The organism is Pseudomonas sp. CCI1.1 (genome assembly GCF_034348165.1).
Lineage (GTDB): Bacteria > Pseudomonadota > Gammaproteobacteria > Pseudomonadales > Pseudomonadaceae > Aquipseudomonas > Aquipseudomonas paracarnis.
Window position 1 is genome coordinate 6347153 of sequence record NZ_CP133780.1, and the last position, 24491, is coordinate 6371643.

The 24491-nt window shown below is 60.7% G+C and carries 22 protein-coding genes; 10 read left to right on the forward strand and 12 right to left on the reverse strand.

The window, feature by feature from the left end; all coding sequences use genetic code 11:
• Nucleotide 1: 1 nt before the first annotated feature.
• From livG to RHM69_RS28815, 4 genes are all read right to left on the reverse strand, one after another.
• Complete coding sequence (livG, locus tag RHM69_RS28800; RefSeq protein ID WP_003193538.1) at nucleotides 2-769, reverse strand: high-affinity branched-chain amino acid ABC transporter ATP-binding protein LivG; 768 nt, start codon at nucleotides 767-769, stop codon at nucleotides 2-4.
• Nucleotides 766-2019 carry a high-affinity branched-chain amino acid ABC transporter permease LivM gene (locus RHM69_RS28805; protein ID WP_014717278.1) on the reverse strand — a complete coding sequence of 418 codons (1254 nt, stop codon included), beginning with the start codon at nucleotides 2017-2019 and terminating at the stop codon, nucleotides 766-768. Before RHM69_RS28805 ends, livG begins: the two co-directional genes overlap by 4 nt.
• Nucleotides 2016-2939, reverse strand: a complete 924-nt coding sequence (gene livH / locus RHM69_RS28810) for a high-affinity branched-chain amino acid ABC transporter permease LivH (RefSeq protein WP_003193535.1) — start codon at nucleotides 2937-2939, stop codon at nucleotides 2016-2018. Before livH ends, RHM69_RS28805 begins: the two co-directional genes overlap by 4 nt.
• 227 nt (nucleotides 2940-3166) lie before the next feature.
• The gene (locus RHM69_RS28815) at nucleotides 3167-4294 is read right to left on the reverse strand and encodes a branched-chain amino acid ABC transporter substrate-binding protein (RefSeq protein ID WP_014717280.1); all 1128 of its coding nucleotides are present in this window, start codon (nucleotides 4292-4294) and stop codon (nucleotides 3167-3169) included.
• A gap of 341 nt (nucleotides 4295-4635) precedes the next feature.
• Between RHM69_RS28815 and RHM69_RS28820 the strand changes: the two genes are divergently transcribed.
• A complete protein-coding gene (locus RHM69_RS28820) occupies nucleotides 4636-4938 on the forward strand; it encodes a DUF2288 domain-containing protein (protein WP_014717281.1) in 303 nt (100 codons plus the stop codon).
• A 228-nt stretch (nucleotides 4939-5166) separates the two neighbouring features.
• Here the strand turns inward: RHM69_RS28820 and RHM69_RS28825 are convergent, their stop codons facing one another.
• Together RHM69_RS28825 and RHM69_RS28830 are read right to left on the reverse strand one after the other, a co-directional pair.
• Nucleotides 5167-7428, reverse strand: coding sequence for a putative bifunctional diguanylate cyclase/phosphodiesterase (locus tag RHM69_RS28825; RefSeq protein WP_020300986.1), 2262 nt, complete (start codon nucleotides 7426-7428; stop codon nucleotides 5167-5169).
• Nucleotides 7429-7567: 139 nt separating this feature from the next.
• Nucleotides 7568-7936: a YkgJ family cysteine cluster protein gene (locus RHM69_RS28830; RefSeq protein WP_200599210.1), complete on the reverse strand. Its 369-nt coding sequence runs from the start codon at nucleotides 7934-7936 to the stop codon at nucleotides 7568-7570.
• A gap of 252 nt (nucleotides 7937-8188) precedes the next feature.
• Here RHM69_RS28830 and RHM69_RS28835 point away from each other — a divergent pair, with 252 nt between their 5' ends.
• Nucleotides 8189-9535 carry a spinster family MFS transporter gene (locus RHM69_RS28835; protein WP_014717284.1) on the forward strand — a complete coding sequence of 449 codons (1347 nt, stop codon included), beginning with the start codon at nucleotides 8189-8191 and terminating at the stop codon, nucleotides 9533-9535.
• 166 nt (nucleotides 9536-9701) lie between these two features.
• Here the strand turns inward: RHM69_RS28835 and rapA are convergent, their stop codons facing one another.
• Nucleotides 9702-12548: an RNA polymerase-associated protein RapA gene (gene rapA, locus RHM69_RS28840; protein WP_073453862.1), complete on the reverse strand. Its 2847-nt coding sequence runs from the start codon at nucleotides 12546-12548 to the stop codon at nucleotides 9702-9704.
• A 219-nt stretch (nucleotides 12549-12767) separates the two neighbouring features.
• On the opposite strand from rapA, the gene RHM69_RS28845 reads away from it, so the two are divergent.
• Nucleotides 12768-13109 carry a hypothetical protein gene (locus RHM69_RS28845; protein WP_014717286.1) on the forward strand — a complete coding sequence of 114 codons (342 nt, stop codon included), beginning with the start codon at nucleotides 12768-12770 and terminating at the stop codon, nucleotides 13107-13109.
• Here RHM69_RS28845 and RHM69_RS28850 read toward each other — a convergent pair.
• The 3 genes from RHM69_RS28850 to RHM69_RS28860 form a co-directional block, all read right to left on the reverse strand.
• Nucleotides 13106-14287 (reverse strand): aminotransferase class V-fold PLP-dependent enzyme, encoded by a 1182-nt coding sequence (locus RHM69_RS28850; RefSeq protein WP_200599211.1) that lies wholly within the window; start codon nucleotides 14285-14287, stop codon nucleotides 13106-13108. The genes RHM69_RS28845 and RHM69_RS28850 overlap by 4 nt on opposite strands.
• Nucleotides 14284-14754, reverse strand: a complete 471-nt coding sequence (locus tag RHM69_RS28855; protein ID WP_038449351.1) for a RidA family protein — start codon at nucleotides 14752-14754, stop codon at nucleotides 14284-14286. Before RHM69_RS28855 ends, RHM69_RS28850 begins: the two co-directional genes overlap by 4 nt.
• A 91-nt stretch (nucleotides 14755-14845) precedes the next feature.
• Complete coding sequence (locus tag RHM69_RS28860; protein ID WP_020300990.1) at nucleotides 14846-15718, reverse strand: LysR substrate-binding domain-containing protein; 873 nt, start codon at nucleotides 15716-15718, stop codon at nucleotides 14846-14848.
• A gap of 133 nt (nucleotides 15719-15851) precedes the next feature.
• Here RHM69_RS28860 and RHM69_RS28865 point away from each other — a divergent pair, with 133 nt between their 5' ends.
• Entirely contained in the window at nucleotides 15852-16013 is a 162-nt protein-coding gene (locus RHM69_RS28865) for a hypothetical protein (protein WP_005785860.1), read from the forward strand.
• Between the two features lie 143 nt (nucleotides 16014-16156).
• Nucleotides 16157-16273, forward strand: coding sequence for a cytochrome c oxidase subunit CcoM (ccoM, locus tag RHM69_RS28870; RefSeq protein WP_019817835.1), 117 nt, complete (start codon nucleotides 16157-16159; stop codon nucleotides 16271-16273).
• A 252-nt stretch (nucleotides 16274-16525) separates the two neighbouring features.
• Here the strand turns inward: ccoM and RHM69_RS28875 are convergent, their stop codons facing one another.
• Both RHM69_RS28875 and RHM69_RS28880 read right to left on the reverse strand, forming a co-directional pair.
• Nucleotides 16526-18001 carry an inorganic phosphate transporter gene (locus RHM69_RS28875; protein WP_003189291.1) on the reverse strand — a complete coding sequence of 492 codons (1476 nt, stop codon included), beginning with the start codon at nucleotides 17999-18001 and terminating at the stop codon, nucleotides 16526-16528.
• Nucleotides 18002-18333: 332 nt separating this feature from the next.
• Nucleotides 18334-18534 (reverse strand): hypothetical protein, encoded by a 201-nt coding sequence (locus tag RHM69_RS28880; protein WP_003189295.1) that lies wholly within the window; start codon nucleotides 18532-18534, stop codon nucleotides 18334-18336.
• 541 nt (nucleotides 18535-19075) lie between these two features.
• Between RHM69_RS28880 and pcaR the strand changes: the two genes are divergently transcribed.
• From pcaR to pcaF, 5 genes are all read left to right on the forward strand, one after another.
• Nucleotides 19076-19918: a pca regulon transcriptional regulator PcaR gene (gene pcaR, locus RHM69_RS28885; RefSeq protein ID WP_014717290.1), complete on the forward strand. Its 843-nt coding sequence runs from the start codon at nucleotides 19076-19078 to the stop codon at nucleotides 19916-19918.
• A 145-nt stretch (nucleotides 19919-20063) separates the two neighbouring features.
• Entirely contained in the window at nucleotides 20064-21404 is a 1341-nt protein-coding gene (locus RHM69_RS28890) for an MFS transporter (RefSeq protein WP_032903228.1), read from the forward strand.
• Between the two features lie 248 nt (nucleotides 21405-21652).
• Nucleotides 21653-22510, forward strand: a complete 858-nt coding sequence (locus RHM69_RS28895; RefSeq protein WP_014717292.1) for a CoA transferase subunit A — start codon at nucleotides 21653-21655, stop codon at nucleotides 22508-22510.
• A complete protein-coding gene (locus RHM69_RS28900; RefSeq protein WP_003189301.1) occupies nucleotides 22510-23289 on the forward strand; it encodes a CoA-transferase subunit beta in 780 nt (259 codons plus the stop codon). Before RHM69_RS28895 ends, RHM69_RS28900 begins: the two co-directional genes overlap by 1 nt.
• Complete coding sequence (gene pcaF, locus RHM69_RS28905) at nucleotides 23286-24488, forward strand: 3-oxoadipyl-CoA thiolase (RefSeq protein ID WP_200599240.1); 1203 nt, start codon at nucleotides 23286-23288, stop codon at nucleotides 24486-24488. The genes RHM69_RS28900 and pcaF overlap by 4 nt, the downstream gene beginning before the upstream one ends.
• Nucleotides 24489-24491: the final 3 nt, after the last annotated feature.

Below are 24491 nucleotides of genomic sequence, written 5' to 3' on the forward strand. Positions count from 1 at the left end.
TTTACGCTTCCCCCAAGTAGGCTTTGATCACTTCAGGATTGTCGCGGATCTGCTCCGGCGTCCCATTGGCCAGCGGCGTGCCCTGGTTGATCACCACGATGTGGTCGGAGATGCTCATGACCAGTTTCATGTCGTGTTCGATCAACAGCACCGTGGCATTGTTTTCCTCACGCAGCACACTGATCAGCGCCTTGAGGTCTTCGGTTTCCTTGGGGTTCAGGCCCGCGGCAGGTTCGTCGAGCATCAGGATGCGCGGGCGGGTCATCATGCAACGGGCGATTTCCAGGCGACGCTGCTGGCCGTAGGCGAGGGTGCCTGCCGGGCGGTTGGCGAACTCGGTCAGGTTGACCTTGTCCAGCCAGTACGCCGCGTATTCCATGGCCTCGCGCTCGCTCTTGCGGAACGCCGGGGTCTTGAACAGACCTGCGAAGAAGTTGGTGTTCAAGTGACGGTGCTGGGCGATCAACAGGTTCTCGACCGCCGTCATGTCCTTGAACAACCGCACGTTCTGGAAGGTACGCACCACGCCCTTGCGAGCGATCTCGTGACCGGCCAGGCCCTGGATCGGCTGGCCGTCCAGCAGGATGCTGCCGCCGCTCGGCTTGTAGAAGCCGGTGAGGCAGTTGAACACCGTGGTCTTGCCGGCGCCGTTGGGGCCGATCAGTGCTACCACTTGTTTCTCTTTGACGGTCAGGGCCACGCCATTGACCGCTAGCAAACCGCCGAAGCGCATGCTCAGGTTTTCGACTTTCAGGATCTCGCGGCTCATTTGCGCAGCTCCATGTGTGGACGTTGCATGGGCAGCAGGCCTTGAGGGCGCCAGATCATCATCAGCACCATCATGGCGCCGAACATCAACATGCGGTATTCGCTGAACTCACGCATCATTTCCGGCAGCAGGATCATCACGATGGCCGCCAGGATCACGCCCAGTTGCGAGCCCATGCCACCCAATACCACGATGGCGAGAATGATCGCCGACTCGATAAAGGTGAACGATTCCGGCGTCACCAGGCCTTGGCGAGCGGCAAAGAAGCTGCCGGCAAAGCCTGCGAACGCAGCGCCCAGGGTGAACGCGGATAGCTTGATGATGGTCGGGTTCAGGCCCAGGGCGCGGCAGGCGATTTCATCTTCGCGCAACGCTTCCCAGGCGCGCCCGATGGGCATGCGCAGCAGGCGGTTGATCACGAACAGAGCCGCCAATGCCAGCAACAGCGCGACCAGGTACAGGAACACCACTTTGCTCACCGGGTTGTAGGCAATCCCGAAGTACTCGTGGAAGGTCTGCATGCCTTCGGCGGCGGTGCGGTCGAACGACAGCCCGAAGAACGTCGGCTTGGGAATGCTGCTGATACCGTTGGGGCCACCGGTGATATCGGTGAGGTTACGCAAGAACAGGCGAATGATTTCCCCGAAGCCCAGGGTCACGATGGCCAGGTAGTCACCGCGCAGGCGCAGCACCGGGAAGCCCAGCAGGAAGCCGAACGTAGCCGCTGCCATACCGGCCAGTGGCAGGCAGATCCAGAAGCTCCAGCCCAGGTAGTGCGAGAGCAGCGCGTAGGTGTAGGCACCCACGGCGTAGAAGCCCACATAACCCAGGTCGAGCAGGCCGGCCAGGCCCACTACGATGTTCAGGCCCAGGCCCAGCAACACATAGATCAGGATCAGGGTGGCAATGTCGACCGCGCCGCGCGAGCCGAAGAACGGCCAGATCAGCGCCGCGATGATCAACCCGATGATGATGTAGCGCTGGGTGCGCGGCAGGGTCAGAAATTGGCTGACCTTGGGCGACACCAACGGGCCACGGTTGCCCTTGAACAAGGCACCGACCTGCTGCGTGAACAGTACACGCAGGAACATCAGCACCGAACACAGGGCGATGATGGTCAGGGTCACTGGCCCGGTGCCGTGCACCTCCAGGTTGATGCCGACAATGCTCAGCTTGAGGCCGAGTACCGGAAAGGCCACGGCCCATACCAGCAAGGCGCTGAAAAACGCCGATTTAAGATATCTGCTCATACTTTCTCAACCTCCGGACGGCCCAGGATGCCGGTCGGACGGAACAACAACACCAGAACCAAAAGGCCGAACGCGACGACGTCCTTGTACTGGTCACCGAAGATATCGGCGCCAAAGGCTTCGGCCACACCCAGCACCAGCCCGCCGAGCATGGCGCCCGGAATGCTGCCGATGCCGCCCAATACCGCTGCGGTAAAGGCCTTGAGGCCCACCAGGAAGCCGGCGTTGGGGTTGATCACGCCGTATTGCATGCTCAGCAACACGGCCGCCACGGCCGCCAGCGCAGCACCAATGACGAAGGTCAGGGCGATGATGTTGTTGGTGTTGATGCCCAGCAGGTTGGCCATCTTGATGTCTTCGGCGCAGGCCCGGCAGGCGCGGCCCAGACGGGAGCGAGAGATGAACAGCGTCAGGCCCAGCATGGCCACCAGGGTGACCACGAAAACCAGAATCTGCATGTACGAAATCAGCACTTCTTGTGCGCCACCCGGGCCGAAGGAGATGCTCCCCGGAATCAGGTTGGGAATGGACTTGTCCTTGGAGTCCTGGGACAGCAATACGGTGTTCTGCAGGAAAATCGACATGCCGATGGCAGAAATCAGCGGGATCAAACGGTTGCTGCCACGCAAGGGACGGTAGGCAACCCGCTCGATGCTGTAGCCATAGGCACTGGTCACGATGATCGACGCCAGGAACGCAGCGGTCATCAACAGCGGCAGGGAGTGGATCCCCATCATGGCCAGCCCGGCAAGGGCGATAAAGGCCACGTAGGAACCAATCATGTACACCTCGCCATGGGCGAAGTTGATCATTCCAATGATGCCGTAAACCATTGTGTAGCCAATGGCTATCAAGGCATAGGTGCTGCCAATGGTCAGGCCATTAACCAGCTGTTGGAAAAAATGATAGATCTCAGGCATTACAGCGCTCCTAAAAACCCGATACGCATTTCACTGGTGGAGTCATTTCCGGCTCGGTGCCCTGTTCTGTGACCAGGTTGCACAAAGCGTTTGCCAGCGAACCGCTGGTGACGGTTTTAAGATTTTCAGGTGAGCCAGCGCCCGGATCGCGGGTGACATGGCCCATAAACCTCGTAAAACAAAGCCCACTGCTTGCACAGTGGGCTTGTTGACCAGTAACGCCTGGCTTACTGAGGGGAAACTTCGGTTTTTGGTTTACCGAAGTGCCATTCGTAGACCACGAACTTGAAGTCCTTCAGGTCGCCCTTGGCGTCGAAGCTCAGGTCGCCCGTAGGGGTCTTGAAGGTACCGGCATGGATGGCCTCGGCCACTTTGGCGGTGTCTTCGCTCTTGGCGGCCTTGATACCGCCGGCAATGACCTCAACCGCCGAGTAGGCCGGGAACACGAACGGACCGGTTGGGTCCTGCTTGTTCTTGGCGAACTCTTCAACGATGGCTTTGTTGGCAGGGTCGGTGTCGAAGGATTTCGGCAGGGTCACCAGCAGGCCTTCGGAAGCGCCCTGGGCGATTTGCGAGATGGAGTCGTTGCCGACGCCTTCCGGGCCCATGAACTTGGCGTTCAGGCCTTTTTCCTTGGCTTGGCGCAGGATCAGGCCCAGCTCAGGGTGGTAGCCGCCGTAGTAGACGAAGTCGACGTTGGCTTGCTTGAGTTTCTGGATGATCGAGGAGAAGTCTTTGTCACCGGCGTTCAGGCCTTCGAAGACGGCAACCTTGGTGCCTTTCTTCTCGAGGGTCTGTTTAACGGCGGTGGCGATGCCTTCACCGTACTGCTGCTTGTCGTGCAGTACGGCAACGATCTTCGGTTTCACGTGGTCGGCGATGTAGTTGCCGGCTGCCGGGCCTTGGGCGCTGTCCAGGCCGATGGTGCGGAAGATCAGCTTGTAGCCACGGGCGGTGATTTCCGGGCTGGTGGCAGCCGGGGTAATCATGATCACGCCTTCGTCTTCATAGATGTCGGAGGCGGGTTGAGTGGAGCTGGAGCAGAGGTGGCCGACGACGAACTTGACGCCATCATTGACCACTTTGTTGGCAACGGCCACGGCTTGCTTTGGATCGCAAGCGTCGTCGTATTCCTTGGCCTCAAGCATCTTGCCGTCTACGCCGCCCTTGGCGTTGATGTCTTTGATGGCTTGCTTGGCACCCATGAATTGCATGTCGCCGTATTGCGTCACCGGACCGGTCTTGGGGCCGGCGATGCCGATCTTGATGGTGTCGGCTGCGAACGAATGGCCGGCAACCCCAGCCAGGACCATAGCGGCAAACAGTTTGGAAATCTGCTTAGTAGCCTTATTCATAGTGCTCCACTCTTACTGTTGTATTTTTTATAGTTCTAGCGGCCTTGTGAGCTGCAGAACCGGATCAGATATCGCGGATATCCCCCCGGCATTGCCCTGGCAACTGTACCGGTACAGTGTAGAGCGCCGGTTGATCGCTTGAAAAGCTGGCAGCTGGGGGCAAAACCTGGGTGTGTCGCTTAAGTGAAAGAAAAAGACAGAATTGCGCCGGGTTGCTGATAGCTTTCAAGGCATTCCGTGGCTTTCCTGGCAGTTTCAATCGCTACTTCATTTGCTACTGGGTTTTTCTGCCTGAGCGACGGGGCTATGATTGCGCCGATTTTTTACTCAGGTGAATTCCCATGACGCAAGAACCAAGCACCCTCTATGCCAAGCTGCTCGGTGAAACCGCCGAAATTTCCTGGAAGGAGCTTGAACCGTTCTTTGCCAAGGGTGCCCTATTGTGGGTCGATGCCGGCCTGGATTTGATCGAGGCCGCCGAAGGAATGGCCGAAGACAACCGTGACAAAGTCGCCGCCTGGCTGGCTGCAGGCACCCTTGGCGAGGTGTCTGCGACGCGGGCATTAGACCTGGTGGAACGGGATCCAAGCTTATGGGCGGTAGTGGTCTCGCCGTGGATCCTGATCCAGGAAAGGGCGCGGTAATAATGGCGCGCACGAAAAAGGTGCGTATTTTTCACGGAGTGAAGTGTGTAGCCGAGTAACCGCTCAACGCGTGATGGCACCTTGCCGTAGAGAAAGGTCACAGCCGAGGGTGACGTAAGCGTCACGGGAACAGTTGAGGGCAGAAGGAATGAGTGGCGCAATTGTTTCCGGGTATGACGCGGCGTGAAGAGAAGCAACGATCACACCACCACTCCCCGTGCCCGGGTCTCAGCGAATCGGCCTGACAATAGAAGGCGAGCCGATACGCCCTGGCGCCGGGTCTTTTGGCTGCGCAGCGTCGTTGCCTTCCACGCTTGGCAGATATAACGGATTGCGCATGGCAATGCCCTGCATCACGCCGATGATGTCATCGAAAGGCACCGCCGGGCTGAGCAGGTAGCCCTGGATGTAGTCGCAGCCATGCTTGAGCAGCAGCTCGAACTGCGCCTGGGTTTCCACGCCCTCGGTGACCACCTGCAAGTGCAGGGTGTGGGCCATGCCAATAATCGCCTGGACAATTTCACTGTCTGCGGTGGACTTGGGGATGTCCTGGATAAACGAGCGGTCGATCTTCAAAGTGTTGAGCGGCAAGCGCTTGAGGTAAGCCAGCGACGAATAGCCGGTGCCGAAGTCATCAATGGCCAGCGACACACCCAGGGCGCGGATCTGCCGCAACAGCGCCAAGGTACTGCTGATGTTGCCCATCAACGCGTTTTCAGTGACTTCCAGTTCCAGGCGGTTGGTGCCTATGCCGGCGAAGCGCAGGGCGTCTTCGATTTCATCGGCCAGTTCGTCACGCGCCAGGTTCAGCGCCGAGCAATTCACGGCCATGATCAGCTCGGTGTAGCCCCGGTCAGACAACAGGCTCAGGTCGTGACAGGCCTGACGCAATACCCAGTGGTCCAGCTCGGCGATCAGTCCGTTGTTCTCGGCGATGCCGATAAAGCGGTCCGGGGCCAGTAGCCCGTGTTGGGGGTGCTGCCAGCGCACCAGGGCTTCCAGGCGTGTGACCTTGCCCAGTTTCATGTCAAAGATCGGTTGATAAAACAGCACCAGCTGGCTGCGCGTTCGCAAGGCGGCGCGCAGTTCTTCTTCCAGTTGCAGCTCAAGAAAGGCACGGGTTTTAAGGTTGGAACTGAAGAAGTTCAAACAATTGCGCCCCGCATCCTTGGATTGGTACAGCGCCAGGTCGGCGGTTTTCAGCAGCTCTTCGCAGGTGTGGCCGTCCTCGGGGAACAGGCTGATACCGATACTGGTGGTCATCACCATGCGTCGGCCGGCCAGTTCGATGGGCTCTTTCATCTTCTGCATGATGCGCTGGGCCATGTGCCGGGCTTCGTCGCGGTGATGAATATTGACCAGGATGCAGAACTCATCGCCGCCAAAGCGTGCCACTACATCTTCATGGCTGCGTATCGAGCCCTTGATATGCCCGGCGAGCACTGTGAGCAACTGGTCGCCCGCGTCATGGCCCAGGCTGTCGTTGATACGCTTGAAATGGTCGATATCAAGGAAGATCACCGCCAGCATGCCTTGGTTGCGGGTTTTTTCCGCGACTTTTTCCGCAAAGATCTGATTGAAACCACGGCGGTTAAGCAGGCTGGTCAGTGCGTCGAAGTGGGCCACTTGTTGCAGCGAAGCGCGGGCCTGGTCGAGTTCGCTGAGCAGCGCGTTGACCCGACGCAGGTCACGCTCCTTGTGTTGCAACTTCTTGTCGGCCAGGGCTGCGCTGATGCTGCTGCCGATTACCAGCAAGGTGATCATGGCGACCGACAGGCCCAGTTGAATCGGGTTGTTATCCGCCGGTAACGAAAGATCCGCGCCACTGGGCACCAGCATTTGCATAGCCGCCATGCCGGTGAAGTGCATGCTCAGAATCCCGGCGCCCAGCACCAGGCTGGCGGCGTATTTGAGCAGTTGGTGAAACACGCCGGCACCGTTGCGCAGGTAACTGGACAGCAACAATGCGGCCAGGCTGGCGCCCATGGCAATCGCCACCGAGGCCAAAAACAGCCGTGTTTCGAAGTACACCTGGGCCTGGGAGCGCATGGCTGACATGCCCACGTAGTGCATCAACGCGATACCCAGCCCCATCCACACCGAAGCCACCAGGTACTGATGAAAGCGCAGGTGGGTATGACTGAGGGTCTGCATGGCAAGCAACGAGGCGATCAGGGCGATCAGCAGCGAGGCGAACGTCATGATCAGTTCGTAGTGAATGGCGATGGGGGCCTGGAAGGCCAGCATGCTGATGAAGTGGGTCGACCAGATGCCGCCTGCCAGGCAACCGGCACCCAGCCAGCGCCAATGGCGGCGGGCGGTGGGGTCTTCGACATGGCCCACACGTTCGGCCATGTCCAGGGTACCGAAACCCGCCGCGCAGGCGACCAGGTACGCCAGCAGCACCAGAAACGGGTTATGACTGCAGTTGAGCAATAAATGCCCGCTGTCTGGAAGGTCGGTAAAAAAATGCTGCCCCAGCCATTCCATAGCTTATCCCGTCACAGAGCCATGTCACTGCCAGCGGCGATGACCTATGAGGTCGAGTATAGAAGTCTCTCGAGATTTGCCATGAGTAATGGCGTTTTGATCTCAAATTATTTTGATATGCCGTCCATAGCGTTTGGTGCTAAGCGCTGATGGGCAGGTCGAGTTCGAAGTGCGGGGCTCCCAACGGGGCCAGGCCGAATGCGGCACGGGCAGCGTCGCAATCGACATTTTGCACGCCCTGGCTCCAGGACGCCTCGAACTCGCGACACACGCTGGAGCGCTGCTCATAAATTGAGCAGCTGGTGGCCTGTCCGACTTCACCTTCAAGGCTGCAACACCGTGCCGGTTTGCGGTCGGTGCCGATCATCGCCACGCGGCTGGGGTTGATCTGCACCACCAGGTCATCGGGCACCGTGCCCCCGGACGAGGCGCACTCACCCCAAAAGAAGGACACGCGAAAGTGTGAACAGCAGGCACCGCAATTCAGACACGGACTGGCTTCGGACATGGGCGTCATCAATAAGAAAGTAGGGTGGGGGTGTTACAGGAAGGCTCGCCATTCTATCCGTGCCATGGCCGTTGGGAAGGGGGGTACGCACTTATATTTTCGTGGGACAAATCCCCGTGTTGCCGGCTGAAATCATGCCCTATCAGCTTTACGAATCATTACAGACAACCCCGCCTTACCTGACTATGTTGCAGGTACCGGGCAGGATGCATCGGGCATCACAGCTCTCATAACAATAAAAGAGACGGACCCATGCAGAACTCGACCCAAGCGGCGAATGCCTGGCGCATTCTGTTCCTGCTGTTCCTGGCCAACCTGTTCAACTTCTTCGATCGCACCATCCCCGCGATTATCATCGAGCCGATCCGCATGGAATGGCACTTGAGCGACTTTCAGCTCGGTATCATCGGCACCGCCTTTACCATCGTCTACGCCATTGCCGGGTTACCGCTCGGGCGCCTGGCCGACACCGGCTCACGCAGCAAGTTGATGGGCTGGGGCTTGTTCGCCTGGAGCGGGCTGACGGCGGTTAACGGCATGGTCGGCAGTTTCTGGACCTTCCTGCTGGTGCGCATGGGCATTGGCATCGGCGAAGCCAGCTATGCACCCGCGGCCAATTCGCTGATTGGCGACCTCTTTCCCGCCCACCGCCGTGCCCGAGCCATGGGGATTTTCATGCTTGGCCTGCCGTTGGGCCTGTTGCTGGCGTTCTTTACCATCGGTGCGATGGTCAAGGCGTTCGACAGCTGGCGCGCGCCCTTCTTTATCGCGGCGGTGCCGGGGCTGATCCTGGCGGTGTTTATGTTCTACATAAAAGAACCCAAGCGCGGCGCCGCGGAAACCGTGCAGGTCTCCCAGGAGCGCGTCGACCGCCCGATCCGCCGCGTGCTGGCCGTGCCGACCTTCCTGTGGCTGGTGCTGGCCGGGCTGTGCTTTAACTTTGCCACCTATGCGTGCAACTCATTCCTGGTGCCGATGCTGCAACGCTATTTCCTCATGCCGTTGCAGGACGCGGCCGTCGCGACGGGCGTCATTGTCGGCCTGACCGGCTTGGTGGGCCTGACGCTGGGCGGCTGGATTGCCGACAAAATTCATCAGCGGGTCGCCAATGGTCGATTGTTGTTTGCCGCCTTCAGCTTGATCATCTCCACGGGCACCACCGCCTGGGCATTGCATGCCGGGCGCGTCGAAATCGGAGTGTTTGTCGCGCTGTTCAGTGTGGGCTGGTTGTTTGCCTACAACTTCTATACCTGCGTGTATACCGCGATCCAGGACGTGGTCGAACCGCGTTTGCGCGCGACGGCGATGGCGCTGTTCTTTGCTGGGCTGTATTTGCTCGGCGGTGGCATGGGGCCGGTGGTGGTCGGGGCGCTGTCCGATCACTTTGCTCATTCAGCGATGTATGCGGCCGGGGCGCAGCAGATGACCGAGGCTTATAAAGCGGTGGGCTTGCATGACGCCATGTACCTGATTCCGGTGGCGCTGTTCTTGACCATGCTTTTTCTGTTCCAGGCCTCGCGCAGTTTTGTGCGTGATGCCAAGCGGATGAAGGAAGGGTTGAGTGCGGTTGAGGTGCCGGCAACTGCGGTAACGGCGTGAGACCGAGTGATCGTTCCCATGCTCTGCGTGGGAACGCCGCTCTGGACGCTCTGCGTCCGCTTTAAAGTCGTGACGCAGAGCGTCACATGATGCATTCCCACACAGAGCGTGGGAACGATCTCTAAAAAGGCCCGCACTAAGCGGGCCTTTTACGTTCAGCGGTTTATCAACCTGCCACCAGCACCCGAATCGCTTCCAGTCGCAGTGCCGCTTTATCGAGCATGGCCAGGCCTTGCTCGCGCTGGTTGCGCAAGGCGACCAGCTCGCTGTCACGCACGGTCGGGTTGACCGCTTGCAACGCGGTCAGGCGCGCCAGCTCTTCGTCAGTATCTGCCGCGAGGCGACGCTTGGCTTCGGCGACACGCTCGGCGTGACGCGGGGCGATCTTCTCTTCACCGGCGTTGATGCGCGGGGTGAGTTGGTCGCGCTGCGCCTGCACGAATTTGTTTGCGCTGGCCCGTGGCACGCTTTCCAGCTGGTCATTCAAGGTCACGAACGACACGCGGCCCGACAAATCATTGCCGTTGGCATCCAGCAGGCAGCGCAAGGCGGCCGGTGGCAGGTAGCGGCCCAGTTGCAGGGAGCGCGGGGCGACCACTTCGCTGACATACAGCAGTTCAAGCAATACGGTGCCTGGCTTGAGCGCCTTGTTCTTGATCAGCGCCACGGCGGTGTTGCCCATGGAACCGGACAGCACCAGGTCCATGCCGCCCTGCACCATCGGGTGTTCCCAGGTGATGAACTGCATGTCTTCGCGCGACAGCGCCTGGTTACGGTCGTAGGTAATGGTCACACCTTCGTCGTCGCCCAGGGGGAAGCTGGCGTCGAGCATTTTTTCGCTGGGCTTGAGGATCAGCGCGTTTTCCGAATGGTCTTCGCTGTCGATGCCGAACGCGTCGAACAGGGTTTCCATGTAGATCGGCAGGGCGAACTGGTCGTCTTGTTCGAGGATGTCCTCGACCAGGGCATCGCCTTCGCCGGCGCCGCCGGAATTGAGTTCGAGCAAACGGTCACGACCGGTGTGCAGCTCCTGCTCCAGGCGCTCGCGCTCGGCACGGGCTTCGTCGATCAGGGCTTGCCACTCGCCGTCATCGGCGGCTTCCAGCAAGGGCAGCAGGCGCGGGCCGAACTGATGCTGCAAGGCGTTGCCGGTCGGGCAGGTGTTGAGGAAGGCATTGAGCGCTTCGTGGTACCACTGGAAAAGGCGTTCTTGCGGGCTGGTTTCCAGGTACGGCACGTGCAGTTCGATCACGTGTTTCTGGCCGATCCGGTCCAGGCGCCCGATGCGCTGTTCCAGCAGGTCGGGGTGGGACGGCAGGTCGAACAGCACCAGGTGATGGGAAAACTGGAAGTTGCGGCCTTCACTGCCGATTTCCGAGCAGATCAGCACCTGGGCGCCGAACTCTTCATCGGCAAAGTAAGCGGCGGCGCGGTCACGCTCGAGGATGTTCATGCCTTCGTGGAACACCGTGGCCGGGATGCCGGAGCGCACGCGCAGGGCGTCTTCCAGGTCCATGGCGGTTTCGGCGTGGGCGCAGATCACCAGGACCTTGGTGCGCTTGAGCATTTTCAACTGGTCGATCAGCCACTCGACCCGTGGGTCGAAACGCCACCAGCGGTTCTCTTCCTCGATGTCCGGTTGCGCCTGGAAGCTGACTTCCGGGTACAGCTCGGCGTGTTCGCCCAGTGGCAGTTCGAGGTATTCGTCCGGGTTGGGCAGCGGGTAGGCGTGCAGCTTGCGCTCGGGGAAGCCTTGCACGGCGGCGCGGGTGTTGCGGAACAGTACGCGGCCGGTACCGTGGCGGTCGAGCAGTTCACGCACCAGGCGGGCACTGGCTTCGCTGTCGCCATCGTTGACGGCGGTGAGCAGGGCTTCACCTTCGTCACCGAGGAAGCCTTGAATGGTCTTGTGCGCGGTTGGCGACAGGCGGCCCTTGTCCAGCAGCTCCTGCACGGCTTCGGCCACCGGGCGATAGTTTTCGCTCTCGGCGCGGAAGGCTTGCAGATCGTGGAAGCGGTTCGGGTCCAGCAGGCGCAGGCGCGCAAAATGGCTGTCCTGGCCCAGTTGTTCCGGGGTGGCGGTCAGCAGCAGCACGCCTGGAATTACTTCGGCCAGTTGTTCGACCAGCGAGTATTCGGCGCTGGCCTTGTCTTCGTGCCATACCAGGTGGTGGGCTTCGTCGACCACCAGCAAGTCCCAGCCAGCGGCGAACAGCGCGTCCTGGGCCTTCTCGTCGTCCACCAGCCATTCCAGCGCAACGAGTGCAAGCTGGGTGTCTTCGAACGGGTTGGTGGCATCGCTTTCGATAAAGCGCTCTTCATCGAACAGCGCAACCTGCAGGTTGAAGCGGCGGCGCATTTCCACCAGCCATTGGTGCTGCAGGTTTTCCGGAACCAGGATCAGTACGCGGCTGGCACGGCCCGAAAGCAGTTGGCGATGGATCACCAGGCCCGCTTCGATGGTCTTGCCCAGGCCCACTTCGTCCGCCAGCAACACCCGTGGCGCGATACGGTCCGCGACTTCGCGGGCGATGTGCAGTTGGTGGGCAATCGGTTGGGCGCGTACGCCACCCAGGCCCCACAGCGAGGACTGCAACTGGCGGCTGGTGTGTTCCAGGGTGTGGTAGCGCAGCGAGAACCACGCCAGCGGGTCAATCTGCCCGGCGAACAGACGGTCACTGGCCAGGCGGAACTGGATAAAGTTGGACAGTTGGGTTTCCGGCAGGGTGACCTGCTCGTTCTGCCCATTGAGGCCGTGGTAGACCAGCAGGCCATCGACGTCGTCGACTTCCTGTACGGTCATTTTCCAGCCTTCGAAATGGGTGATGGTGTCACCCGGCGAAAACCTCACGCGAGTAAGGGGCGCATTCCGTAGCGCATACTGGCGAGTGTCGCCAGTGGCCGGATAGAGCACGGTCAACAAGCGGCCGTCCTGTGCCAGAACGGTGCCTAACCCCAGCTCTGCTTCGCTGTCACTAATCCAGCGTTGCCCCGGTTGATACTGCTGCGCCATGCTGCCTGACTCCCGCCGTGAAAAAGCCGACTATGTTAACGGAACACGGCCCGGCGCCCAAGAACTCTGACAAAAACTACGCTGTTTGTATGGGCCGGCGGAAATTGAATCGACGGATGGCGGGCACTTGAGAGTGTCGACTGAGTCACAGCTTGGCACGCGGGTGCTCAAGTCGCCCTGCCACCCGCCGACAGCCTGTTGATCAGGAGAATAATTATCATGCTGCCACCCATGCTGCCCGTCAGTGTTGTGCCGGTCACGTCGCAACTCGACCCGGCACGCCAGAAGCCGGATATTCCGCCGGTGGTGCCCGTTCAACCGGGCTCCAACGAGAGCACGATCGACCTGAAAAAAGGCGATGCCGAGCAATCGACCTTTCTGCTGCGCGAAGAGCAGCGTCGCCAGCAGGAGCAGCAGAAACGCCGGCGCGAAGCCGACGACGACGCGGAGCAGCATTTGCCGATTCCCGGCGACTTGCTCAACGCTGACAACACCGTGCCCGTGGCGCCGCTGATCGAAGACGCGCCGCGCCAGGGCCTGTGGGTGGATATCGAGGTCTAACCGTTCAGTTCGCGCAGGGCCTTCACCAGCAGCTCAATATCGTCATCGGTGTTGAGCGGGCTGACGGAGATGCGCGCAACGCTGCTCAACCCACGTGCTTGCATGTCCAGCGGGGTGTAGGCCACGCCATTGGCGCCGATGTTGATGCGCTTTAACCCCAGGCGTTGTTTGAGTTCAAAACTATCCCAGCCGGCCAGGTTGAACGCGATCAAGCCTGAATGCGTGCTGCCCAAGTCGTGCAAGCTGATCCCCGGTATCTGACGCAGTGCTTCGCGGATTCGCGCGCTGGTCTGCAAGACTCTTTGCCATACCCGCTCAATCCCCAGTTGATTGATCTCGTGCAACGCATTGCCCAGGCCGGCCAGCAGGGCGAAAGAGACTTCGCTGGTTTCAAAGCGCCGGGCGTCGTTGCGCAGGTCGAAGCCTTCGGCGGTCCAGGGCGCTGAAAACACGTCGCGTTGGGCCGGGTTCAGATGCGGCAGAAAATCCGGCCTGATATACAGCAGCGCGGTACCGCGAGGCCCGCGCAGGTGTTTGCGGCCGGCAGACTTGAGCACATCGCACTGCAACGCTTGCACATCCACCGGCAGTTGGCCGACGGCTTGGCCCGCGTCGATGAAGTAGGGGATGGCATGCCGCCTGGCCACATCGCCGATGGCCTGGGCCGGGTTGATCAAGCCACCGTTGGCCGGCAGCCAGGTGAGGTCGATCAGCTTCACCTTGGCATCCAGCATCGCCTCCAACGCCACCGGGCAGGCCGCGCCGCTGGCATCGCACGGGATGACCTCCACCCGCGCCCCGGCTTGAATGGCCAGTTCCATGCTCGCCAGGTTACCGCCCCATTCGTGGCGCCCCACCAGAATTCGATCACCCGGCTGCCAGGGCCCCAGCGCCTGGAAGGCCATGCTCCAGGCCGTCGAGCCACTGCTGGCGAAGGCAATCGCTGAGGCGGGCGCATTGAGCAACTGCCCAGCGGCGCGGCGGGCCTTTTCCACTAAGATGGCACCCTGTTCTCCGGCCTCCATCGGGCCGTCGCGGGCTTCGCGTTGCAGCTGTTCGATGATGGCGTCGAGCGTCGCCTGGCTGGGCAAGGAGGCTCCAGCATGATTGAAGTGCACGAGGCCGGACTGGCAACCGGGCGTGGCTTCTCGCAAGTGCTGGATTTGCAGCGGGCTCATGGCTGCAGCTCGAAAATGGCGTCCACTTCCACGGCGACACCAGCCGGCAGACTGCAAACACCTACGGCGGTGCGCACGTGCCGGCCCTTGTCGCCGAGGGCGTTGACCAGCAGGTTCGAAGCGCCATTGGCGACCAGGCTTTGGCGCTGGAAGTCGGCGCTGCTGGCAATGAACACGCCCAGGCGAAGGATGCGCACCACCCGCGACAGGTCATCGCCCAGCGCATCGCTTAATTGCCCCAGCAGGCCCAGCGCTGCCAATTCCGCCGCTTGGGCGCCATCTTCATCGCTGAGAGAATCGCCCAGCCGGCCAATGTAGGCGGGTTTGCCATCGATCATGGGAATTTGTCCCGAGATGAACAGCTGGTGTTGGCTGATCACATGATTGATGTAGTTGGCTGCGGGTTGGCTGTGCGTAGGCAGTGTCAGGCCGAGGGCGTGTACGCGCTGGCGGATGGAGTCAGTCATGGTGGAATCCTCTGGTGTCAGAAGGTTCCAGCATGTTGGTGGTGGCGAGGGGCGACAAACGGATAGATCTCAACCGACGTATCTAAAAAACTCACGCGTCGGCACACGCTTGCTTCAACCACTGACTGAAGCATTCAGCCGCCTCACTGAGCGGACCCTGAGGGGCGATCAGCCAATAGCCGATGTCGCTGTGATAGGGCGGCCTGTCAAAGGCCTCCACCAGGCTGCCGTCGTGGAGCCTGCGTTCAATCAGGCGATGGCGGCCCATGGCGATACCCTGGCCGGCCACGCTCGCTTCGACCACGATGTTGTAGTCATGCAACATCACGCGGGGGTGATGATCGAGGTTGATCTGGTAATGGGCGGACCAATCGGTCCACTCGAAAGGGCGGTGCGAGGTCGCCATCAACAACGGGCCTGTGGCGACCTGTCTGGCCTTGAACGCCGGGCTGCATACCGGTGACAGGGTTTCGGTCATCAGGCGTGTGGCGAGCACGTCGGGCCAGTCGCCCTTGCCGTAGCGGATGGCCAGGTCAACTTCGGCCGTGGCGACGTTGGCCAATTGAATCGCGGGCAGCAATTCCACCTGGATATGCGGGTGGCGCTGTAGAAACTCGGCCAGGCGCGGCGCCAGCCACAGCGTGGCAAAGGACGCCAGCAAGCCGATACGCAATACACTGGCGCACGGCGCTCCCCGCTGGCTGCGTGTTGCAGCGGCGATGGCGTCCAGGGCAGGGCGTATTTGCGCGTAGTAATCTTGCCCGGCCAACGTCAGGTCGATCGCACGGGTTCGCCGGATAAACAGCGGCTTGCCCAAGTGGTGCTCGAGCTTATGTACCTGGTGGCTCAGCGCACTTTGGGTCACCGACAACTCGTCAGCCGCCTTGATAAAACTCAAGTGCCGTGCCACGGCCTCGAAGGCGCGCAGGGCCAGCAGCGGTGGAAGGTCGTTGTGCAAGGCCACCTGGATGCACCTCCTGGGCAGGGTAGAAAGTGCCGATTTTGGTCGATGGCCTGCATTTTGTCGCCCGCTTAATTGCCGTCGGGCGGGGCAGGCCGCATTATTGAGGCATTCTCGCCACGACGTAAGCCAAGCCATGAGTGATGACGACAAGCTGATCGACCTGAACGCCGAACGTGCCAAGCGCGTTCACGACCTTAATGACAAGCGCCTGAATGAAGTGCGCCAAGCCTTTGAGCAAGCCATGCCCTTGGGCAAGCCCAAGAAGAAGTCGAAGAACAAGCCGAAAAAACGTTGAAACGTCCTGCCTCTATTGATGCAGGTCAGTTATTCCCCTTCTTTACGCCCCGTTGTGGGCGACATTGATCCTGGTCAATTTCCCACTGTGCCTTCTCTATTAACTTAGCCCTATCGCAACAGGGCAAGTGCAGGAGGCCGGTCATGTTTTTCGATAATGTGGTTTTTGCCGGAGTGCTGACTGTTAGCCTCATGGTGCTGTTTTTTGTAGGGTTTGGATTTTTTATCTGGAAAGACGCGAACAAGCGTAAAAAACCTTAAGTCTTTCCGGGTTACATGAGCACGCAAGGCATTTTGGGCGACTTCGGTCGCCCTTTTTTTTGGCAAAACGCACCGCAGTTTTTGATCGTTCCCACGCTCCGCGTGGGAACGCATCCCGTGACGCTCCGCGTCACCCGTGCGCCAGTGGGACGCGGAGCGTCCGTGGCGGCATTCCCATGCAGAGCGTGGGAACGATCATAAAAAAAGGTGCGACCCTCGCGGATCGCACCTTTTTTTATTGCCGGCTGGCTATCAGTTGCCCAAAGCCTTGGACGCCAACCAGAACAACCCGGCCGAGAGGCCTACGGTCGCTGGCAAGGTCAATACCCAGGCCATCAGGATGGTCTTGACGGTGCCACCTTGCAGGCCGCTTTTGTTTGCAACCATGGTGCCTGCCACGCCAGAAGACAGGACGTGGGTGGTGGACACTGGCAGGGCGAAGATGTTGGCGAAGCCGATCATGGTGGCCGTGGTGATTTGCGCCGACATGCCCTGGGCATAGGTCATGCCTTGCTTGCCGATCTTTTCACCGATGGTCAGCACCACGCGCTTCCAGCCCACCATGGTGCCCAGGCCCAGGGCCAGTGCGACCGCGAGGATCACCCAGAACGGGGCGTACTCGGTGGTGGCGGTCAGGTCTTTGCGCAGCTTGTCGAGGTCGGACTTCTCACGGGAGTCCAGGCCTGGCAGCTTGCCGACCTTTTTCGCGGTGTCATCCAGGCAAAGCAGGTAGCGACGTACCTCGATGCGGTGGTCGGCCGTCAGCGAGTGGTAGTCCGAGACGCCCTTGAGGGTGCCCAGCAGCGCGTTGATCGTCGGTTCGGTCTGCTGCGGGTTGCAGCGGAACTTGCCCGGCAGGTCATCCTTCACGCTTTTGCCCAGGGCCAGGAATTCACCGAGGGTCTCGTGGTTGCGCTGGTAGAACTGGTTCAGGTGCAGGGTGGCGTCGCGGGTACGTTCGATCTGGTAAGTGGTGCTGCCCAGGTCCAATACGAACTGCGCCGGCACGATACCGATGAGCACCAGCATGATCAGGCCGATGCCCTTCTGGCCATCGTTGGAGCCGTGCACGAAGCTCACCGCCATGGCCGAAATCACCAGGACGAGGCGGTTCCAGAATGGCGGGTGCTTTTTGTCGTCAAGCTTGCGGCGCTGGTCCGGGGTCTTGTGCATCTTCGACAGCGGACGCCACCACTTCAGACCGATCAGTACCAGAGCGGCGACCAGAAAGCCCGCCATCGGCGAGAATACCAGGGACGCGCCGATATCCACGGCCTTCTGCCAGTTCACACCGTCAGCCAGGGGGATGTCGTTGATCAACGCGTTGGCCAGGCCGACACCAAGGATCGAGCCGATCAGGGTGTGGGAGCTGGAGGCGGGGATACCGAAGTACCAGGTGCCCAGGTTCCAGGTGATCGCTGCTGCCAACAATGAGAAGACCATTGCCAAGCCATGGCCGGTGTTCACATTGATCAGCAACTCCACCGGCAGCAAGTGCACGATGGCGTAGGCGACACCGACACCACCGAGCAATACGCCGAGGAAATTGAACACCCCGGAGAAGAACACGGCCAGGTGTGGCGGCATGGCTTTGGTATAGATGACTGTGGCCACCGCGTTAGCGGTGTCATGAAAGCCATTGATGAACTCGAAGGCGAGGACAAAGGCCAGGGCGAGCAACAGGCTCACTAGAACCCAAGCATCCAGTCCGCTGAATAAATCGATCATGAAGGTTTTCTGACCCGGTCGTAAGGGGGCGCGATTATGCCAGAAAACATCAGTAATCGATGCATTAGCTGCTCATCGGTAACAATCTTCCTGGAAAAAAACGCGGCAGGACGCACGCATCCCAGGGTTTTCGGGGCTTTGGCAAGTCTTTGATTTATAAAGCGCAGGCCGCAGAAGGCGGGCTTTAGTCATGAAAATGCCATGCCTGAAACATTTGTATGAAATTTCGTAGGTGGCTGTAGGTTACTGACCAGTGGACGCTAAAGCGGGTGCCCTCTGCCAGTACTTCACCGGCAGAGACAGCACGACCCTTAAGGCTCGAACCGAAGCGCTTATGGCTCCTCGGTCTTGAGTTCCTGCTCGATCTTTTGGATTTCCTGGGCAAATGCCTGGTCTAGCAGGCTGGCGCGTTTACGCCATGGCTTGCGTTCCGGCTCGGGTTGCGCGGCGTAGGTGGTGACTTCCCCGCCGTAGACATCCTTGTAACGTTGCTCCTGGCGCTCAAGTTCCGCGCGCAGTTCATCTTTCGTCACAGTATTACCTAATTGAGTTGAGTTTATTGATTGCGCAGCGTCATGCCTGAAAGTCGTGCTCGGGCGATTCCAAATAGAACAATAAAACGTTCAAATGGGTAAATAGGCCTGAGGGCAGTTCTTTTAAGCGAGTACTTGTGTCCGGCCCTGCATACAACCCGCAACGCCCGGTGAGCTCCACTCCCGATACATACCGGGCTGACCTCTGCACAGGTTGCATTATAGCGGCGCATTTGAATAACACTATCATCATGAAGTTAAAAAGCGTCAACGATGTGTCAGAGGTTTGTTACATGTTGGCGTCGGTATTTGTGAACACCGTCATCATCCTGGCAGGGTAAATGCGCCTGCTTTATAGATGCATCAGGCAAATCTGAAACCAGGGCCGCGAGGTGTGCGCCAGCGCCGGCCAAATTGCGATAATCGCATGGTCGTTCGATAATCGCCCAATGTTGCCGACGCTGACTTGTGCAGGGCGACCGGCACGGCTTGTAATAGCCGCCAACCCTCCCGTGGTGATAACAAGAGAAGGCCCCTTGAAATGAACGATCAATTGCGCAACTCCTTTGCATCAGTGGCGCCGCCGATCGTGGCTTCACCGGCCAAGCGCATCCAGGCATTCACCGGTGATCCGGATTTCATGACGTCCCTGGCCCGTGGCCTGGCCGTGGTGCAGGCATTCCAGGAGCGTAAGCGTCACCTGACCATCGCTCAGATCAGCCATCGCACGGAAATTCCCCGCGCCGCCGTGCGCCGTTGCCTGCACACCTTGATCAAGCTCGGCTACGCCACCACGGATGGGCGCACCTACTCGCTGTTGCCCAAGGTACTGACCCTCGGTCATGCCTATCTGTCGTCCACACCGCTGGCTGTTTCGGCCCAGCCTTACCTGGACCGCATGAGCGAGCAACTGCATGAAGCCTGCAACATGGCCACCCTGGAAGGCGATGACATTCTTTATATCGCCCGTTCCGCCACCACCCAGCGTCTGATCTCGGTTGACCTGTCGGTGGGTGGGCGCTTGCCTGCATATTGCACGTCCATGGGCCGCATTCTGCTGGCCGCCCTCGACGACGCTTCGCTGCAGGATTATCTCGACCATGCCGACCTGCAAACCAAGACCAGCCGCACCCTGACCACGCCGCAAGCGTTATTGGAATGCCTGCAACAGGTGCGTCAGCAGGGCTGGTGCATTGTCGACCAGGAACTGGAGCAGGGCCTGCGTTCCATCGCGGTGCCGGTGTATGACGCGTCCGGCCAGGTGTTGGCCGCGCTTAATGTCAGCACCCATGCCGGGCGGGTCAGCCGCAGCGAGTTGGAGCAGCGCTTTTTGCCGAGCATGCTCAGCGCCAGCCGTGAGCTGAGTGCGCAGCTGTTTGCCTAAGCTGTTCGGTGACCGCACAGATCCCGGCTGGCTCGATTGACGGTGTTTCCCTTGGCTTATTAATGTGCGGCAGCGCTCTGAGGAGCTGCCCAATAAGAATGATGACCCCAGGTCGTCAGCCCGCCATCGGTGTGGAATAAAAATAATGAATCAGCCTTCTGTCGGTACCACCCTGGACGTACAGTCCTTTATCAACACCCAGCCACTCTCGCGGTATCAGTGGCGCGTGGTGATCCTGTGTTTCCTGATTGTCTTTCTCGACGGCCTCGACACCGCCGCGATGGGCTTTATCGCGCCCGCGCTGTCCCAGGACTGGGGCATCGACCGCGCCAGCCTCGGCCCGGTGATGAGCGCCGCGTTGATCGGCATGGTGTTTGGCGCACTCGGTTCCGGCCCCCTGGCCGACCGCTTTGGCCGCAAAGTCGTGCTGGTCGGCGCGGTGTTGGTGTTTGGTGCGTTCAGCCTGGCGTCGGCCTACAGCACCACTGTCGACCAGTTGCTGGTGCTGCGCTTTCTCACCGGCCTGGGCCTGGGTGCCGGCATGCCGAATGCCACCACCTTGTTGTCTGAATACACCCCCGAGCGGCATAAATCCTTGTTGGTGACCAGCATGTTCTGTGGCTTCAACCTCGGCATGGCCGGTGGTGGGTTTATTTCGGCCAAGCTGATCCCGGCCTTCGGCTGGCACAGCCTGTTGCTGATCGGCGGCATCCTGCCGTTGATCCTGGCTGGAGTGCTGCTGGTATGGCTACCGGAATCGGCGCGTTACCTGGTGGTGCGCAATCGCGGCACCGACAAGGTGCGCAAGACCCTGGCCCCTATCGAGCCAAACATCGTTGCCCAGGCCTCTCACTTCAGCGTACCGGAGCAAAAAACCGTCAAGGCCCGCAATGTGTTCGCGGTGATCTTCTCGGGCACCTACAGCGCTGGCACCTTGCTGTTGTGGCTCACGTACTTCATGGGCCTGGTGATCGTTTACCTGCTGACCAGTTGGCTCCCCACCTTGATGCGCGACAGTGGCGCGAGCATGGAGCAAGCCGCGTTCATCGGCGCGCTGTTCCAGTTTGGTGGGGTATTGAGCGCGGTGGGCGTGGGCTGGGCGATGGACCGGTTCAACCCGCACAAAGTGATCGGCACGTTCTATCTGCTGGCCGGGGTGTTTGCCTACGCGGTGGGGCAGAGCCTGGGCAACATCACGTTGTTGGCCACCCTGGTGCTGGTCGCCGGGATGTGCGTCAACGGTGCGCAATCGGCGATGCCTTCGCTGGCGGCGCGTTTCTACCCCACCCAAGGCCGTGCCACCGGTGTGTCGTGGATGCTCGGCATCGGCCGCTTCGGCGCGATCCTGGGAGCGTGGATGGGCGCAACCTTGCTGGGCCTGGGCTGGAACTTCGAGCAGGTGCTCACCGCATTGGTGATACCGGCGGCCTTGGCCACGGCAGCGGTAATGATTAAGGGTATGGTCAGCCATGCCGATGCGACCTGAGACCGATCACTACCCCTGTGGGAGCTGGCTTGCCTGCGATAGCGGTGCTGAATTCACTCGCGCCATCGCAGGCAAGCCAGCTCCCACATTGACCCTGTTCCTTGCGATGGTTAGTTAAGCAACAATCGGTTCGATAATCGAACGCTCAGTCGATTATCGGATTGTTTGGCCTATTTCGCCGGCTTAATCTTCTAGCACTTCGGCGCCACCTCAGCGCCTTTTTCGATCAACACCGGGAGCCCAACCCCATGGCTGAAATCCTCACCCTGCGTGATGCGGTCAAGCGCTTCGTGAACGACGGCGATACCGTCGCCCTCGAAGGCTTCACCCACCTGATCCCTACGGCCGCAGGCCATGAAATCATTCGTCAGGGCAAGAAAGACCTGACGCTGGTGCGCATGACGCCTGACCTGATCTACGACCAGTTGATCGGTGCCGGCTGTGCGCGCAAGTTGATTTTCTCCTGGGGCGGCAACCCGGGCGTGGGTTCCCTGCATCGGCTGCGCGACGCGGTAGAGAAACAATGGCCGCAAGCGCTGGAGATCGAAGAGCACAGCCACGCCGACCTGGCCAATGCCTACGTCGCCGGTGCCTCCGGCCTGCCGTTCGCGGTGTTGCGGGCCTACGCCGGTTCCGACTTGCCCAAGGTCAACCCGCTGATCAAGACCGTCACCTGCCCCTTCACCGGCGAAGTGCTGGCGGCGGTGCCATCGGTGCGTCCGGACATCACCGTGATTCACGCGCAGAAAGCCGACCGCAAAGGCAACGTGCTGCTCTGGGGCATTCTGGGGGTGCAAAAGGAAGCGGCGCTGGCGGCCAAGCGCTGCATCGTCACCGTCGAGGAAATCGTCGACGACCTGAATGCGCCGATGAACAGCTGCGTGCTGCCGACCTGGGCGCTGACGGCGGTGTGTCACGTACCCGGTGGTGCCCATCCTTCCTACGCGCACGGCTACAACGAGCGGGATAACCGCTTCTACCAGGCGTGGGACCCGATTGCCCGCGACCGCGGGACCTTTACCGCCTGGATCGACGAATACATCCACGGCACTGCCGACTTCAGTGAATTCCAGGCCAAGCTGGCCGCCGCGCAGGAGGCTAAGTAATGGCTTATTCCACCAATGAAATGATGACCGTCGCCGCCGCACGCCGCCTCAAGAACGGCTCGGTGTGCTTCGTCGGCATCGGCCTGCCATCCAAGGCGGCCAACCTGGCGCGCCTGACGTCCTCGCCGGATGTGGTGCTGATCTACGAGTCCGGCCCGATTGGGGCCAAGCCCAGCGTGTTGCCGCTGTCCATCGGCGATGGCGAGCTGGCGGAGACCGCCGACACCGTGGTGCCCACCGGTGAGATCTTTCGCTACTGGCTGCAGGGCGGGCGCATTGATGTCGGTTTTCTCGGCGCGGCCCAGGTCGACCGTTTCGGCAATATCAACACCACCGTGGTCGGTGATTATCACCAGCCCAAAGTGCGTTTGCCGGGTGCCGGTGGTGCGCCGGAAATCGCCGGTTCGGCCAAGAGCGTGTTGATCATCCTTAAGCAATCGTCCCGTTCGTTTGTGGACAAACTGGACTTCATCACCTCCGTCGGTCACGGCGAAGGTGGCGACTCACGCAAGCGTCTGGGCCTGCCCGGCGCCGGCCCGGTGGGCATCATTACCGACCTGTGCATCATGGAGCCGGAGGAGGGCAGCCATGAGTTCGTGGTCACTGCACTGCATCCCGGCGTGACCCGCGAGCAAGTGGTCGCCGCCACCGGCTGGGCGATTCGCTTTGCTGACCAGGTGAGCACCACCGCTGAACCCACCGAGACCGAACTGACCGCCCTGCGTGACCTCGAAGCACGCACCGCCGCCGCCCATGGCCAAGCACCGGGAGAAGCCTGATGCGCGAGGTATTTATCTGCGATGCCATTCGCACGCCCATCGGCCGTTTCGGTGGTGGCCTGTCCACGGTGCGCGCCGATGACCTGGCGGCACTGCCGATCAAGGCGTTGATCGAGCGTAACCCGTCGGTGGACTGGAGCGCCGTAGACGAAGTCTTCCTCGGCTGCGCCAACCAGGCAGGTGAAGACAACCGCAATGTGGCACGCATGGCGCTGTTACTGGCGGGGCTGCCGGAAAGTATTCCCGGCGTGACGCTTAACCGCCTCTGTGCCTCGGGCATGGATGCCATCGGCACCGCCTTTCGTGCGATTGCCAGCGGTGAAATGGAGTTGGCGATTGCCGGTGGCGTCGAATCGATGTCCCGCGCTCCGTTTGTGATGGGCAAGGCCGACGCGGCGTTCTCGCGCAACATGAAGTTGGAAGACACCACCATTGGCTGGCGCCTTATCAACCCGCTGATGAAGGCCCAGTACGGTGTGGATGCCATGCCGCAGACCGCCGATAACGTGGCCGATGACTATCAGGTTTCCCGCGCCGACCAGGACGCTTTCGCCCTGCGCAGCCAGCAACGCACCGCCGCTGCCCAGGCCGCCGGGTTCTTTGCCGAGGAAATCGTTCCGGTGCGGGTCGCCCATAAAAAAGGCGAAACCCTGGTGGAACACGATGAACACCCACGGGACACCACGTTGGAAGCCCTGGCCAAGCTCAAGCCGGTCAACGGCGCGGACAAGACCGTCACTGCCGGCAATGCCTCGGGCGTCAACGACGGCGCCGCCGCGCTGATCCTCGCCAGCGCCGAGGCCGTCAAGCAACACGGCCTCACCGCCCGCGCCCGTGTGCTGGGCATGGCCAGTGCCGGAGTCGCCCCGCGGGTGATGGGCATCGGCCCGGTGCCGGCGGTGCGCAAACTGGTGGAGCGCCTGGGGTTGGCGGTCACCGACTTTGATGTGATCGAACTCAACGAAGCCTTCGCCAGCCAAGGCCTGGCGGTGCTGCGCGAGCTGGGTATCGCTGACGATGCGCCCCAGGTCAACCCCAACGGCGGCGCCATTGCCCTCGGTCACCCCTTGGGGATGAGTGGTGCGCGGTTGGTGATGACGGCCCTGCACCAATTGGAAAAAACCGGCGGCCGCAAAGGCCTGGCGACCATGTGCGTGGGCGTCGGCCAAGGCCTGGCCCTGGCGATTGAACGCGTCTGATAA

Excerpts from the sequence above, each read along its gene's own strand:
- RHM69_RS28900 (WP_003189301.1), top strand. The coding sequence starts at position 22,510 with ATGGCTTATTCCACCAATGAAATGATGACCGTCGCCGCCGCACGCCGC.
- RHM69_RS28835 (WP_014717284.1), top strand. The coding sequence starts at position 8,189 with ATGCAGAACTCGACCCAAGCGGCGAATGCCTGGCGCATTCTGTTCCTG.
- RHM69_RS28865 (WP_005785860.1), top strand. The coding sequence starts at position 15,852 with ATGAGTGATGACGACAAGCTGATCGACCTGAACGCCGAACGTGCCAAG.
- livH (WP_003193535.1), bottom strand. The coding sequence starts at position 2,939 with ATGCCTGAGATCTATCATTTTTTCCAACAGCTGGTTAATGGCCTGACC.
- RHM69_RS28845 (WP_014717286.1), top strand. The coding sequence starts at position 12,768 with ATGCTGCCACCCATGCTGCCCGTCAGTGTTGTGCCGGTCACGTCGCAA.
- RHM69_RS28825 (WP_020300986.1), bottom strand. The coding sequence starts at position 7,428 with ATGGAATGGCTGGGGCAGCATTTTTTTACCGACCTTCCAGACAGCGGG.
- RHM69_RS28890 (WP_032903228.1), top strand. The coding sequence starts at position 20,064 with ATGAATCAGCCTTCTGTCGGTACCACCCTGGACGTACAGTCCTTTATC.
- RHM69_RS28875 (WP_003189291.1), bottom strand. The coding sequence starts at position 18,001 with ATGATCGATTTATTCAGCGGACTGGATGCTTGGGTTCTAGTGAGCCTG.
- pcaR (WP_014717290.1), top strand. The coding sequence starts at position 19,076 with ATGAACGATCAATTGCGCAACTCCTTTGCATCAGTGGCGCCGCCGATC.
- ccoM (WP_019817835.1), top strand. The coding sequence starts at position 16,157 with ATGTTTTTCGATAATGTGGTTTTTGCCGGAGTGCTGACTGTTAGCCTC.
- RHM69_RS28855 (WP_038449351.1), bottom strand. The coding sequence starts at position 14,754 with ATGACTGACTCCATCCGCCAGCGCGTACACGCCCTCGGCCTGACACTG.
- livG (WP_003193538.1), bottom strand. The coding sequence starts at position 769 with ATGAGCCGCGAGATCCTGAAAGTCGAAAACCTGAGCATGCGCTTCGGC.
- RHM69_RS28820 (WP_014717281.1), top strand. The coding sequence starts at position 4,636 with ATGACGCAAGAACCAAGCACCCTCTATGCCAAGCTGCTCGGTGAAACC.
- rapA (WP_073453862.1), bottom strand. The coding sequence starts at position 12,548 with ATGGCGCAGCAGTATCAACCGGGGCAACGCTGGATTAGTGACAGCGAA.
- RHM69_RS28830 (WP_200599210.1), bottom strand. The coding sequence starts at position 7,936 with ATGTCCGAAGCCAGTCCGTGTCTGAATTGCGGTGCCTGCTGTTCACAC.
- RHM69_RS28815 (WP_014717280.1), bottom strand. The coding sequence starts at position 4,294 with ATGAATAAGGCTACTAAGCAGATTTCCAAACTGTTTGCCGCTATGGTC.
- RHM69_RS28895 (WP_014717292.1), top strand. The coding sequence starts at position 21,653 with ATGGCTGAAATCCTCACCCTGCGTGATGCGGTCAAGCGCTTCGTGAAC.
- RHM69_RS28850 (WP_200599211.1), bottom strand. The coding sequence starts at position 14,287 with ATGAGCCCGCTGCAAATCCAGCACTTGCGAGAAGCCACGCCCGGTTGC.
- RHM69_RS28805 (WP_014717278.1), bottom strand. The coding sequence starts at position 2,019 with ATGAGCAGATATCTTAAATCGGCGTTTTTCAGCGCCTTGCTGGTATGG.